General features: G+C 62.9%; 13 protein-coding genes. 12 read left to right on the forward strand and 1 reads right to left on the reverse strand.

The window, feature by feature from the left end; genetic code table 11:
• The first annotated feature begins 141 nt into the window (after positions 1 to 141).
• The 12 genes from HMI59_RS10425 (at position 142) to nusB (ending at position 11,319) form a co-directional block, all read left to right on the forward strand.
• A complete protein-coding gene (locus HMI59_RS10425) occupies positions 142 to 516 on the forward strand; it encodes a DUF948 domain-containing protein (RefSeq protein WP_166184491.1) in 375 nt (124 codons plus the stop codon).
• A gap of 67 nt (positions 517 to 583) precedes the next feature.
• Positions 584 to 796, forward strand: a complete 213-nt coding sequence (locus HMI59_RS10430; protein ID WP_166184551.1) for a hypothetical protein — start codon at positions 584 to 586, stop codon at positions 794 to 796.
• 113 nt (positions 797 to 909) lie between these two features.
• The gene (gene alaS, locus HMI59_RS10435) at positions 910 to 3,588 is read left to right on the forward strand and encodes an alanine--tRNA ligase (RefSeq protein ID WP_166184488.1); all 2,679 of its coding nucleotides are present in this window, start codon (positions 910 to 912) and stop codon (positions 3,586 to 3,588) included.
• A gap of 2 nt (positions 3,589 to 3,590) precedes the next feature.
• Positions 3,591 to 4,181, forward strand: coding sequence for a Holliday junction resolvase RuvX (ruvX, locus tag HMI59_RS10440; RefSeq protein WP_166184487.1), 591 nt, complete (start codon positions 3,591 to 3,593; stop codon positions 4,179 to 4,181).
• Positions 4,178 to 5,932, forward strand: coding sequence for an endolytic transglycosylase MltG (gene mltG, locus HMI59_RS10445; protein WP_193593581.1), 1,755 nt, complete (start codon positions 4,178 to 4,180; stop codon positions 5,930 to 5,932). The genes ruvX and mltG overlap by 4 nt, the downstream gene beginning before the upstream one ends.
• Positions 5,929 to 6,783 carry a shikimate dehydrogenase gene (locus tag HMI59_RS10450; RefSeq protein WP_166184548.1) on the forward strand — a complete coding sequence of 285 codons (855 nt, stop codon included), beginning with the start codon at positions 5,929 to 5,931 and terminating at the stop codon, positions 6,781 to 6,783. The genes mltG and HMI59_RS10450 overlap by 4 nt, the downstream gene beginning before the upstream one ends.
• A 26-nt stretch (positions 6,784 to 6,809) precedes the next feature.
• Entirely contained in the window at positions 6,810 to 8,009 is a 1,200-nt protein-coding gene (gene aroC, locus HMI59_RS10455) for a chorismate synthase (RefSeq protein WP_193593582.1), read from the forward strand.
• A 56-nt stretch (positions 8,010 to 8,065) separates the two neighbouring features.
• Positions 8,066 to 8,575, forward strand: coding sequence for a shikimate kinase (locus HMI59_RS10460; RefSeq protein WP_225740021.1), 510 nt, complete (start codon positions 8,066 to 8,068; stop codon positions 8,573 to 8,575).
• The gene (gene aroB, locus HMI59_RS10465; RefSeq protein WP_193593583.1) at positions 8,572 to 9,663 is read left to right on the forward strand and encodes a 3-dehydroquinate synthase; all 1,092 of its coding nucleotides are present in this window, start codon (positions 8,572 to 8,574) and stop codon (positions 9,661 to 9,663) included. Before HMI59_RS10460 ends, aroB begins: the two co-directional genes overlap by 4 nt.
• A complete protein-coding gene (locus HMI59_RS10470; protein WP_021470604.1) occupies positions 9,660 to 10,181 on the forward strand; it encodes a lipopolysaccharide assembly protein LapB in 522 nt (173 codons plus the stop codon). Before aroB ends, HMI59_RS10470 begins: the two co-directional genes overlap by 4 nt.
• A 164-nt stretch (positions 10,182 to 10,345) precedes the next feature.
• Positions 10,346 to 10,909 carry an elongation factor P gene (gene efp / locus HMI59_RS10475; RefSeq protein ID WP_021470603.1) on the forward strand — a complete coding sequence of 188 codons (564 nt, stop codon included), beginning with the start codon at positions 10,346 to 10,348 and terminating at the stop codon, positions 10,907 to 10,909.
• The gene (gene nusB, locus HMI59_RS10480) at positions 10,909 to 11,319 is read left to right on the forward strand and encodes a transcription antitermination factor NusB (protein WP_021470602.1); all 411 of its coding nucleotides are present in this window, start codon (positions 10,909 to 10,911) and stop codon (positions 11,317 to 11,319) included. Before efp ends, nusB begins: the two co-directional genes overlap by 1 nt.
• A gap of 83 nt (positions 11,320 to 11,402) precedes the next feature.
• On the opposite strand, the gene HMI59_RS10485 is transcribed toward nusB, so the two are convergent.
• Positions 11,403 to 12,656 (reverse strand): PrsW family intramembrane metalloprotease, encoded by a 1,254-nt coding sequence (locus HMI59_RS10485; RefSeq protein ID WP_193593584.1) that lies wholly within the window; start codon positions 12,654 to 12,656, stop codon positions 11,403 to 11,405.
• Positions 12,657 to 12,747: the final 91 nt, after the last annotated feature.

Raw genomic sequence — 12,747 nt, forward strand, 5'->3', positions numbered from 1 at the left:
CAAGCCGCGGGCTTCTTTGTCTTTGAAACCCCGTGCTTTGCAGGTGAGGCGAAGCTTCCTTTGTCTGTAATGTACTGGGGGAGGCCTTGGCCGCCGGGAAGGCGGGTTGAGGCAGTGCAACGATCCTAGGAGATGAGTTCTATGTCTGGTGGCGACATCGCCGGCCTGATTGCAGCAGGAGTTTTTGCCCTCCTGGTTCTGTTGCTGGCAGTGCCTATCCTGAAGTTGGGCGGCGTCTTTGACGAAGTCCGTACCTCCATCCGCTCCATCAGCGACGGCGCGACGCCCCTCATGGACGAGGTGACTGCGACCGTTTCCACCACCAATCAGCAGCTGAAAAAGGTCGATGGCATCGCGTCGAACGTCTCGGACGCCTCCGCGAACATCTCTGCGTTGTCCTCGCTGGTTGCGGCCACCGTGGGTTCTCCGCTGATCAAGGTAGCCGCTTTCAGCTATGGTGTGCGCTCTGCTCTCGCGTCCAAGCGCTCAACGTCCTCCGGCCGGCGCAGCCGCTGAATCCGCAGTGCCGCTTGACTGCAGCCTGAATACTTAAAGGAGACACGTCGTGAAGAGAATTGTTTGGATGGGAATCGGCGTTGCCATCGGTGTCATTGCCTTCCGGAAGGTCACCGAAGCGCAGGCGAACATCGGTCCTGACGGGCTGAACCGCGCTGTCGGACGCCTGGCCGATGGTTTGTTCGATTTCGCCGATGCTGTCCGTGCCGGAATGCATGAACGCGAGGCGGACCTGAGGTCGGCCCTGGGGATCGACGCCCCGGACACCGGCAGGCGGTAGCGGCAGGTTCGCACCCGGGCCCGCAACAGGGCAGAATGGATAGCTGCGGAACGGCACCGGCCGGAACCGCGCACAACATGTGCAGTGAATTGAGAAGGGTAAGTAATCAGCCAATGAAGTCGCAGGAGATCACCAAGCGCTGGGTGGACTTTTTTGTCAGCAAGGGTCACACAGCCGTTCCCTCCGCGTCGCTCGTTTCCAGCGACCCGTCACTTCTCTTCACTGTGGCCGGAATGGTGCCGTTCATCCCTTACCTCACCGCGCGCGAAGAGCCGCCCTACAGCCGGGCAACGAGTGTCCAGAAGTGCATCCGCACCGGCGACATCGAGGAAGTCGGCAAGACCGCCCGCCACGGCACGTTCTTCCAGATGTGCGGCAACTTCTCCTTCGGCGACTACTTCAAGGAAGACGCCATCAAGTTCGCTTTCGAGCTGCTCACCAAGAGCGTCGACGACGGCGGCTACGGACTTCCGGCCGAACGCCTCTGGGTGACCGTCTACGAGGAAGACGACGAAGCCAAGGAGCTGTGGCTCAAGAACACGGCAATCCCCGCCGAGCGCATCCAGAAGATGGGCAAGTCGGATAACTACTGGCACACCGGTCAGCCCGGTCCTGCAGGTCCCTGCTCCGAAATCTATTACGACCGTGGCCCGGATTACGGTGTCGAGGGCGGCCCTATTGCCGACGAAAACCGTTACATCGAGATCTGGAACCTCGTGTTCATGCAGTACCAGATCGAGAACGTCCGCTCCAAGGTGGACTTCGACATCGTTGGCGAACTTCCCAACAAGAACATTGACACCGGCCTGGGCATGGAGCGTCTTGCGATGATCCTCCAGGGCGTCGAAAACATGTATGAGACCGATCAGGTCCGTCCCGTGATCGACAAGGCCGCCGAACTCTCCGGCAAGGAATACACGTCCGCCGAAACCGATGAAGATCCGCACCACACCGACGACGTCCGTATGCGTGTAGTTGCCGACCACATCCGTTCTGCGCTGATGCTCATTGCCGACGGAGTTGCCCCCTCGAATGAAGGCCGTGGCTACGTTCTTCGCCGTTTGATCCGCCGCGCGGTCCGGGCCATGCGCCTGCTGGGCGTGGAGACCGCCTGCCTCCCGGACTTGCTCCCGGTCTCCCGCGATGCCATGAAGGGCGTCTATCCGGTGGTCGAGACGGACTTCGCCCGGATCAGCCGCATCGCCTACGCCGAAGAAAAGGCATTCCTCCGCACCATCGCCTCAGGCACCGCACGGCTGGAAGATGCCGTAGCGGAATCCAAGGCTGCCGGCGTTCCGCTGTCCGGTGCCGAAGCCTTCACCCTCCATGACACGTACGGCTTCCCGATCGACCTGACCTTGGAGATGGCCGAGGAAGCGGGCCTGAAGGTTGATGAGGCCGGATTCCGCGCCCTCATGCTCGAACAGCGCCAGCGTGCCCAGGCAGATGCCAAAGGCAAGAAGGGCGGCCACGCCGACCTCAGCGCTTACCAGGAAATGCTGGGTGAAGGTGAAACCGTCTTCACCGGGTACGAAGAACTGGAAGGTGAGTCGAAGGTCCGGGGCATCGTCAGCGGCGGCCAGCGGGTTGCCCATGCCTCCACCGGCGACGAGATCGAGCTGGTCCTCAACGAAACGCCGTTCTACGCCGAGGCCGGCGGGCAGGCAGCGGATACCGGCCTGATCACCGGCGACGGCTTCGTCGTCGAGGTCCTCGATGTCCAGCGTCCCGTCAAGGGACTGAGCGTCCATAAGGCGATTGTTCGTGAAGGTGAAATTGCCGGCGACGCCGTGGTTCGTGCCGCCGTCGACCGTGAACGCCGCCACGCCGCTGAGCAGGCACACACTGGAACGCACATTGTGCACGCCGCCCTGCACCAGATCCTGGGGCCGGAAGCAACCCAGCGCGGCTCGTTCAACAAGGCCGGCTACCTCCGTTTCGACTTCGCCTGGGGCGAAGGGCTGAGCGCTGCCACGCGCTCGGAGATTGAAGAAGTTTCCAATATCGCAATCCGCAATAACTTCCGCGTTGACACCAAGGTCATGGGCCTTGCCGAAGCAAAAGCGCTGGGCGCCATGGCGCTGTTCGGCGAAAACTACGGCAGCGAAGTCAGGGTTGTGGAGATCGACGGCGCGTGGTCGCGCGAGTTGTGCGGTGGCACCCACGTCTCCAACACCTCGTTGATCGGCAGCCTCTCGCTCTTGGGCGAGCAGTCTGTCGGTTCCGGAAACCGCCGCGTTGAGGCGTTCGTGGGCTTGGATGCCTTCCGGCACCTGGCTGCCGAACGCGCCCTCGTCACCGAGCTCACCGAGCTGCTGAAGGTACCGTCCGGACAACTGGCCGACCGTATCGCCGGCACCCTGAACAAGTTGAAGGCGACCGAGAAGGAACTCGACCGGCTCCGCAAGGAACAGCTGGCGGCCGCAGCGGCCAACTTGGTGGGTTCGGCGCGCGACGCCGCAGGCGTACGCGTGGTTGCCCACGACGCCGGCCAGGTCGGCGGCGCGGATGACCTCCGCAACCTGGCCCTCGACCTTCGCAACCGCCTGGGTTCGGAAGCCTCAACGGTAGCCGTGGCCGGCGTGAGCAACGATCGTCCCATCATCCTCGTTGCCACTAATGAGGCAGCCCGCGAAGCCGGTGTCAAAGCCGGTGCGCTGGTTCGCCTCGCCGCCGGGATCCTCGGCGGCGGCGGCGGCGGCAAGGACGACGTTGCCCAAGGCGGCGGCACCGACGCTGCAAAGGTCTCCGATGCCCTTGCAGCCGTGTTTGACGCGATAGCCAAGCGCTGATTGTGAGTTCCACTACCGATGCCGGCGTCTATCCCCGCGGCACCAAGCTGGGGGTGGACGTCGGCACCGTCAGGGTTGGGGTCGCCGTGTGCGATCCCGATGGAATCCTTGCCTCCCCGCTCAAGACCCTCAGCCGTGACCTCAAGAAGAACTCGGACGTCCGGGTCCTGGTGAATCATGTCATCGAGCAGGGGGCAGTCCAGGTTTTCGTGGGCCTGCCACGGACCATGAAGGGCGAGGAGCGCGGCTCCGCCCAGATGGCTGTGGAGTACGCCGAACTGCTCGCGGACGCGTTGGTCCAGGCGGGTGTGGGGGTGCCGGTCAACCTGGTCGACGAGCGCTTGACCACCGTGACGGCGCACCGCAACCTGCATGAAGCTGGCATGAGCAGCAAGAACCACCGTAAAGTGGTTGATCAGGTTGCTGCTGCTGGAATACTGCAGCACGCGATCGACATGCAAAAAGCCAGAGGAACGGACGTTGGCCGCCGCGTGCAGGCGCCGTCGCAGTCCGATGCATCAGGCGGTGCCCCAACACTGCCGGCCTCCTCAGGCAGCCAACCTGATTCTTCTACGAGGGGACTGCAACTGTGAGCCCGGTCAATAACGACCCCTCCAGCACCGGTGGCGGCAGTATGCCGCTGACCCGCAAAGAACTGCGGGCACGCGAGCGATTCCTCGCCACGCAGAACCAAAACGTCGTACCCGTTCCGGAAGCGACTCCAGGAGCGGCCGGTGCCCCGGCAGCGGATGAGCCGGAACTTCCCCGTCCTGTACCTGCGGTCCCCAATGCCGCAGCTGTACGACGGGATGTCCAGGCGGCGCCGGCGCCCCAGCGCGAGCCAGTGGTGCCTCCCGCCCCGGCAGCCGCACCTAAGGTCGCTCCAGCAGCCCCGGAGCGCGAGCCCGAGGCGCACGACGAGTCCCAGGCCCATGGTGCGGCCACTACGAGCCTTCCGGCGGTTCCCGAAGCAGCCCCGGGCCAGGACCGCACTGGGCACGATGGTCCTGTGCATCAGGATGGCGCAGCCCACGATGGCGCGGACCACCATGCGGATGCTGCCCACCACGACGATGCAGCCCACCACGACGCCGCTGCCCACCACGACGCTGACGCCCATGCCTTCGCGGGACATGACGGGCACGACGTGCATGACGGGCATCCCCATGATGACCACCACGGGTACGCAGAGCACCACGACGACCATCATGACGCGCACGCCCATGATGACCACGCGCATGAGCTCATCACCACGGTGGAAACCCCCGTTTCCAAGGCCGCTGCCCGCAAGGCCCGCCGCCGCCGTCGGGTTCTGGCTCTGTTGATCACGCTGGCTGTCTTCGTCACCGCCATTGTGGTGGGTGCGCAGTTCCTCAAGCCGCTTCTGGGTATGGACAAGGTGACGGACTACCCTGGACCGGGCACCGGCTCCGTCACCATCACCGTTCCCGAGGGAGCCGGCCCCAAACAGGTGGCCGCGGAACTCGCTGCGAACAAGGTGGTTGCCGACCCGGATACGTTCGTGAAAGCGTTCCTCAGCGAAGGCGGCGAATTGTCGCCGGGCGAGTTCACTTTCCGCACCGAAATGAAGAATTCCGACGCCGTGGCGGTCCTGTCCAATAAGGACGCCTCCAAAGTCATCTACTTTGCTTTGAGCGCGGGCCTGCGTATCAACGAGTCCCTCGAGGCCATTTCCAAGGGCTCCGGAATTCCCCTTCAGCAGCTGAACGGTTTCAACCAGGCGCCCAGCCAGTTCGGGCTCCCTGCCAAGGCGAAGAACCTTGAAGGCTTCCTGGCCCCCGGTGAATACCGTTTCCCCTTGGGAACCTCCGGCAAGGACATCATCCAGACGCTGGTCACGGCCACGTTGGATGAGCTCAAGGCCCAGGGAATCACCGATCCCGCCAAGCAGTACGACGTTGTGACGATCGCCAGCATCGTCCAGGCCGAGGGTGGCCAGGCGGACTACGGTAACGTCGCCGGCGCCATCTATAACCGCCTGAAGCCCAATAACACGGAAACGAACGGCCTCATCCAGTCGGACGCCACGGTGACTTATGGGCTGGGCAAGAAGTCCTTCCACCTCACCGAGGAAGAGAAGGCGGACAAGTCCAACACGTACAACACCTATGCGAATACGGGCCTGCCCGCCGGGCCGATCGGTTCGCCGGGCAAGACTGCCATCGACGCGGCCGCCAAACCCACGCCCAACGATTACCTCTACTGGGTAACCATCAACCTGGACACCAAGGAGACCAAGTTCTCCAAGACGCTGGCCGAGCACAACACCTACGTTGAGCAGTACAACGCATGGTGTGCGGCCAACGCGGGTCGGTGCGTGTGAGCCGCCGGGCAGCAGTCCTCGGGCACCCGATCTCACATTCAAAATCCCCGGCGATGCATACCGCGGCCTACGCAAAGCTGGGCGTGGACATCGGTTACACCGCAATAGACCTGACGGCGGACATGCTTCCGGCATTCATGGAATCGGTCCGGGCGGACGAGTCATGGTGCGGCCTTTCGGTCACCATGCCGTTGAAGACCGCAATGGTCAGGGAAGTTGACGAGGTCAGGGGAGCGGCAGCCCACTTGGGCGTCCTCAACACCGTTGCTTTCGAGAACGACGGCGGTTCGGTCCGGCGGGTCGGGTACAACACGGACGTTGCGGGGATCGTGGAGGCGGTCAGGTACGCCGGCGTCGCGACGAGCCCCCATGGCGCGGTGCTGGGCGGCGGTGGAACCTCTGCAGCCGCGATTGCGGCACTCCGAGGGTTGGGGGCCGACCACGTTGACGTCTTTGTCCGCGATGTCTCCCGGGCCGGCGACGCCGAAGCCGCTGCTGCCGCCGTCGGAATCGGCTTGTCCGTCAGGCCGCTGGTCCAGGCGGCAACCGCCATAGCCGGTTCGGACCTGGTGATTTCCACCTTCCCGCCGCGGGCGGCGGATGCCCTGGCGGATGAACTCGGCGCCCTGCCCGGTACCTCGGGAGGGGTATTGCTGGATGTGGCCTACGACCCCTGGCCCAGCCGGCTGGCAGAGCAATGGCACCGGCATGGGGGAGTTGTGGTCCCGGGCCTGGAGATGCTGATGTACCAAGCGGCAGAGCAGATCCGGCTTTTCAGCGGCTGCACGGTGGATAGCGCCGTCATAGATGTGATGTGCGACTCAGTCGGACTTCCCCGACGAGTCTTCTAGAGGCCTTACATGGCAGGATTGGTTATATGTTGCGTTGGTTGACAGCCGGTGAATCCCACGGTCCGGCTCTGATCGGAATTGTTGAAGGCGTGCCGGCCGGTGTTGAGCTCACCAGCGGGCAGATCCGTGATGCCTTGGCCCGCCGTCGGCTTGGCTACGGCCGCGGTGCCCGCATGAAGTTCGAGCAGGATGAAGTAACGATCGTCGGCGGTGTCCGCCACGGCATCACCCAGGGCGGTCCGGTGGCCATCCAGGTCGGCAATACCGAATGGCCCAAATGGGAACAGATCATGTCGGCCGACCCCGTGGACGCCGGGCTTCTGGCGGACCAGGCACGCAATGCGCCCCTGACCCGTCCCCGTCCGGGGCATGCTGACTTCACCGGCATGCAGAAGTACGGATTCGATGAGGCCCGTCCCGTCCTGGAACGAGCCAGTGCCCGGGAAACGGCCACGCGCGTAGCCCTTGGAACCGTCGCCGCCCAGTTCCTGAAGCAACTGGGAATTGAACTGGTCAGCCACACAGTTTCCATCGCCAGTGTGTCTGTTCCTGAAGGCCGTCCGTTGCCGTCGCCGTCCAATGTCATTGCTTTGGATGCGGATCCGTTGCGTTGCTTTGATCGTGAGACGTCCGACGCCATGGTGGCCGAGGTGGACGCAGCCCATAAGGAAGGCGAGACCCTTGGCGGTGTCGTCGAAGTACTGGCCTACGGACTTCCGCCGGGGTTGGGCAGCTACGTCCATTGGGACCGCCGCCTCGATTCCCGGTTAGCTGCCGCCCTGATGGGTATCCAGGCCATCAAGGGCGTCGAAGTGGGCGATGGTTTCCTCACCGCTGCCCGGCGGGGCTCCGCCGCGCACGACGAGATCGTCAAGGATGAGGACGGCAAGATTGTCAGGCGGACGAACCGTGCAGGTGGCATCGAAGGTGGCATGAGCATCGGCGAGGTACTCCGTGTCCGTGCGGCCATGAAGCCCATTGCGACTGTTCCTCGTGCCCTGCGCACCATCGACGTGAGCACCGGCGAGCCGGCCAAGGCGCATCACCAGCGTTCTGACGTCTGTGCCGTGCCTGCTGCAGGCGTCGTAGCCGAAGCAATGGTGGCCCTTGTGCTCGCGGAAGCCGTCATGGAAAAGTTCGGTGGTGACTCGGTGGCGGAAACCACGCGCAACCTCCAGGGCTACCTGAACAGCATCCCGGCAACCTTGGACTCGGTCGGACGCTAGTGGCTCCCGTCATGGCGGGCGGCACTTTTGCGCGCCCACTTGTCCTCATCGGACCAATGGCGGTAGGGAAGTCAGCCATCGGCCAGCAGTTGGCGCAGCAGCTGGACATACCGTACGTGGATACCGACGCGGTGGTGGTTGCTGCCCATGGCAGCATTGCCGATATTTTCGCGGGTCGGGGAGAGCATGCCTTCCGCGAAATCGAAGCCCGGACTGTGGCAAAGGCCATAGAAGCCGCCAAACAGCGCCAAACCGTCATATCCTTGGGTGGTGGCGCCGTCCTGGATTCCGGGACTCAGCAGTTGCTCGAAGAATGCACTGTTATTTACCTGGAATGTGACGCTGCCACAGTTGCGGACCGGATTGCCAGGAATACGGCAAGGCCACTGCTGCAAGGCGATGCAATGTCCCGTTGGGAAGCGTTGTTTGCCGCGAGGCAGCCCGTCTATGAGCGCCTGGCAGATATCGTCATGGATGTTCGTTCCGGATCCGTAGCGGAAATCGCCCTCCGGCTGGAGGAGCGGCTGCGCGAGCACGCAGCCCTGGAAAAGGAAGCTGAGAAGTGAGCAACGAAGCAACTGTCATCAAGGTCTCGGGAGAATCCGCGTCGGAGAACTACGACGTCGTGGTGGGCCGCGGGCTGTTGGAAACGCTGCCCGAAAAGCTGGGGGAGCGGGTTCGCCGGGTCCTGGTGATCCACCCCCGTGCCCTCCGGCTGACCGGCGACACTGTCCGGGACGAACTTGAGGCTGCCGGTTTCACCGCCCTGACGGCCGAAATCCCCGACGCCGAAGAAGGAAAGCACATCCAGGTTGCCGCCTTCTGCTGGCAGGTGCTGGGACAAAACGACTTCACCCGTTCCGACGCGATCGTGGCTGTTGGCGGCGGAGCCGTAACGGACCTCGCCGGTTTCGTAGCGGCTACGTGGTTGCGGGGTGTCAAAGTCATCCACATGCCGACCTCGCTGTTGGGCATGGTCGATGCAGCCGTTGGCGGCAAGACCGGAATCAACACCGCCGAAGGCAAGAACCTCGTGGGCTCCTTCCACCCGCCTGCCGCCGTCCTGGCTGACCTGGATACGCTCCAGACCCTCCCTAAGAACGAACTTGTTTCCGGCATGGCCGAGGTCATCAAGTGCGGGTTCATTGCCGATCCCGCCATCCTTGACCTCCTTGAGAAAAACACGGACGCCGTCACTGATCCCGGATCCGAGGTGGTCCGTGAGCTGATTGAGCGTGCCATTGCGGTCAAAGCCAACGTGGTGTCGCAGGACCTGAAGGAATCCGGACTCCGGGAGATCCTCAACTACGGCCACACCCTGGGCCACGCGATCGAGCTTGTGGAACGGTACTCCTGGAGGCACGGCGCAGCTGTGTCGGTCGGCATGATGTTCGCGGCAGAGCTGTCGCGCAGCGTTGGCCGGCTTTCAGACGCCGACGCCGACCGCCACCGCACCATCCTGGAAAGTCTTGGCCTGCCGATCACCTACCGCAGGGACCGCTGGCAGGGTCTCCTGGACGGAATGCGCCGGGATAAGAAGTCCCGCGGCGACCTCCTCCGCTTCGTTGTCCTTGATGGCATCGCCAAGCCCGGCATCCTCGATGTTCCGGACACCTCGCTGCTCTTCGCCGCCTACCAGGAGATCGCATCATGACCGCCACTTTGGCTGAAGGCATCAGCGATTGGCCTACTGCCGGATTCCCCGGGGTACGGATGAATCCGGACACATTGTTGCCGGTGGTTGTCAATGAGGATGCGCTGGAGACGGCGCTGGCTGCCTCGGTGGACCCCGCGGACCGCATCATGGCTTTGCTCCTGGACAACCAGCCCAAGGAAGCAGCCGAATTGTTGGCAGAAGCCCGGTACAAGAATCCCGAGTCGTTCCGTCTCCGAATTTTCGAGGCAGAGGTCCACCGTGCCACCAACCGCATGGACCGGGCCATCCAGCTGTACAAGCAGTTGCTTCATGAAGTGCAGGGCAGCTCAAAAGAGGCCGTCGTCCATCAGTACCTTGGGCGCGCGTACTTCGTCAGCGGCAATGCTCTTGCCGCGTCCGAAGCCTTCGCAAAGGCCCTCGACCTCCGCGTGGCAATGTCCGCCGACGCGGCCTTGATCTACTCCTCGGCAGTGGCCCTGCAACGGGCGCGCAACGTCCTGGAACTCGCTTCCTAAGCATCGTGGTGGACACCCCGCGCGTGCCGCCTTCCGTTTGCCGGTAGAATGGTTCATGGATTTTTGATAAATACGCGCTGGCCGGCCAATGTGGCGTGCCGGCTTGGCATACGGCTGGAAGCTGGACATCAGCCAGGACCAGTGAAATTAACCAGAGGATACGAGTGGCAACCACAAACGACATCAAGAACGGAACCGTACTGAAGCTCGAAGGCCAGCTCTGGAACGTCATTGAGTTCCAGCACGTCAAGCCGGGCAAGGGCGGCGCCTTCGTTCGAACCAAGATGCGGAATGTTATGTCCGGCAAGGTAGTGGACAAGACGTTCAACGCCGGCCTCAAGATCGAAACCGCAACTGTCGACCGGCGCGACTACCAGTACCTGTACCAGGACGGCGAAGACTTCGTCTTCATGGACACCAGCGATTACGACCAAATCCACGTTTCGGGCGCGACAGTCGGTGACGCCACCAACTTCATGCTTGAGAACCAGATGGTCAACATCGCCATCCACGAAGGCACCCCGCTCTACATCGAGCTTCCGCCGAGCGTCGTACTGGAGATCACCTACACCGAGCCGGGTCTCCAGGGTGACCGTTCCTCCGCAGGCACCAAGCCTGCAACTGTGGAGACCGGTTACGAGATCCAGGTTCCGCTGTTCGTCGAGCAGGGCACCAAGGTCAAGGTTGATACCCGTGATGGCAGCTACCTGGGCAGGGTCAACGACTAGTGAGTGCCCGCGGTAAGGCCCGTAACAGGGCACTTGAAGTACTTTTTGAGGCTGAGCAGCGCTCGGTTTCAGCTTTTGATGCGCTCAAGGCGCGTCGGGAGAAGACTGACCTTGTTGTGAATCCGTACACGGTGGAAATCGTGGAGGGGGTTGTCTCCATGCAGCCCACCATCGACGAGTTCCTGCAAACCTATGCGCAGGGCTGGACTCTTGAACGCATGCCGGCGGTGGATCGCATCATCCTCCGCATTGGTACGTGGGAACTTCTTTACAACGACGACGTTCCCGATGGGGTCGCTGTGAGCGAGGCCGTAGCCCTGGCGAAGACCATGTCCACGGACGAGTCCCCGGCCTTCATCAACGGTTTGCTGGGCCGCTTGCAGAAGCTCAAGCCGTCGCTGTTGGCGTAGGAACCGATTTATTTCTGCATACTTGGTGCCCCTTGGAATCCGGCCAGTCCGGACTCCAAGGGGCATTCTGCGTTTATGAACGCTTACATGAGCACCGCTGACCGTAGCCCGGGTATCCGGCGCAGCTGTTCAAGTTCATCGTGTTGGTGGACGTGGACGTCCCTGCCGCTGAGGATGCGCTGGCGGGTGAAGGCGAGGGACGTCGCCGCCTTGATAAACGCCCGCATCTGAGCGGCCCGGCCGCGTGAGGATGCCCAGCCAAGGGCCTGGCGCCTGCCCCGGGGTGTAGCCAGCATGTCCACCTCCGCCGGGGTGAACCACCCGGCGCGGGCATATTCCAGCAACCGTTGACGGGTCAGTTTTCCCTCGGCCATGCGAAGGAAGACTATTCCAAGCACGGCTACCAGGAAGATGGGGACCTGGACCACGAAGTATTCAACCAGGAATCCCTGGCCCATGCTGTTCCAGCGGTTATGCAGGAACATCGCAGGCAACAGGCCCACAAAGAACGCCAGAACCGCGTACCCCGAGTGCCACTTCCTCGCCGCGAAACCCATGATCAAGCCGGTGGTTCCCGTGAATATTGCGTGCGCAAAAGGAGACATCACGCCGCGGAGGATGAAGATCCGGACAAGGTCGGTCCCGGGGTCGGACGAAGAAGCGATCTCCCGTCCGAAATAGAGGATGTTCTCGGTGAACGCGAAACCCGCGGCGATGGTGAAAGCGAACACGACGCCGTCAACGGGTCCGTCGAAGTATTTCCGGGCGGCGAATATCAACAGGAGGAGTCCCAGCGACTTACTGAACTCCTCGACGATCGGTGCCTGCACGGTGGCCATGAAGTAGCTGTAGGCGTCCTCGCTGGTGGTGGGCGCCGCGAGGGCAAATAGTGGTTGGATCAGGAGCGTCGCCGCAATGGAGACAGCCGCTCCCCACGTGAAGGCAAACCACAGAAGCCGTTTGGGTTCCGGCTCCCAGCGGTCGATCCACCGGACCGTCAGCAGGACTATGGACAGCGGAACCAGCGATGCGATGAAGCCTATGATGAAGCCCGCCAACCCGGTGTTGCCCAGGAGGAACGGAACAACCAGGAGAAGGCTGCCGAAGGCCAGGATGCCGCCGACAAGGAGCAGTGGCAGCAAACCGGCTGAACGGCGCGGCATGCCTTGGGGCGCGACTGCCCATGATTGGTTTCCCAACGGTGCGGGGTTGCCGGGAGCGGGCTGGTAGTTGCCGGGCTGGATGTGGCCGATCCATGTGGGGTTGGCCCCGGGCTCCAGAAACGGCCGGGGGTAGGGCCGCTGTCCATCATGGCGGCCTGGTTGGTTGCTGCTCATGGGTCCGAGCCTATGCCACGCCTGCGGTGTGACCTTAAACTCACCCACGGCCGCTGACGTGGCAGGTGGCCGGCGCTGTGGCTGTGATAGT

Source organism: Paenarthrobacter sp. YJN-5, from assembly GCF_015040095.1.
Lineage (GTDB): Bacteria > Actinomycetota > Actinomycetes > Actinomycetales > Micrococcaceae > Arthrobacter > Arthrobacter ureafaciens.

Bases quoted from the DNA above. Each gene is read 5' to 3' on its own strand.
- HMI59_RS10460 (WP_225740021.1), top strand. From the start codon at position 8,066: ATGGCGGTAGGGAAGTCAGCCATCGGCCAGCAGTTGGCGCAGCAGCTG.
- HMI59_RS10470 (WP_021470604.1), top strand. From the start codon at position 9,660: ATGACCGCCACTTTGGCTGAAGGCATCAGCGATTGGCCTACTGCCGGA.
- HMI59_RS10430 (WP_166184551.1), top strand. From the start codon at position 584: ATGGGAATCGGCGTTGCCATCGGTGTCATTGCCTTCCGGAAGGTCACC.
- alaS (WP_166184488.1), top strand. From the start codon at position 910: ATGAAGTCGCAGGAGATCACCAAGCGCTGGGTGGACTTTTTTGTCAGC.
- HMI59_RS10485 (WP_193593584.1), bottom strand. From the start codon at position 12,656: ATGAGCAGCAACCAACCAGGCCGCCATGATGGACAGCGGCCCTACCCC.
- aroC (WP_193593582.1), top strand. From the start codon at position 6,810: ATGTTGCGTTGGTTGACAGCCGGTGAATCCCACGGTCCGGCTCTGATC.
- HMI59_RS10425 (WP_166184491.1), top strand. From the start codon at position 142: ATGTCTGGTGGCGACATCGCCGGCCTGATTGCAGCAGGAGTTTTTGCC.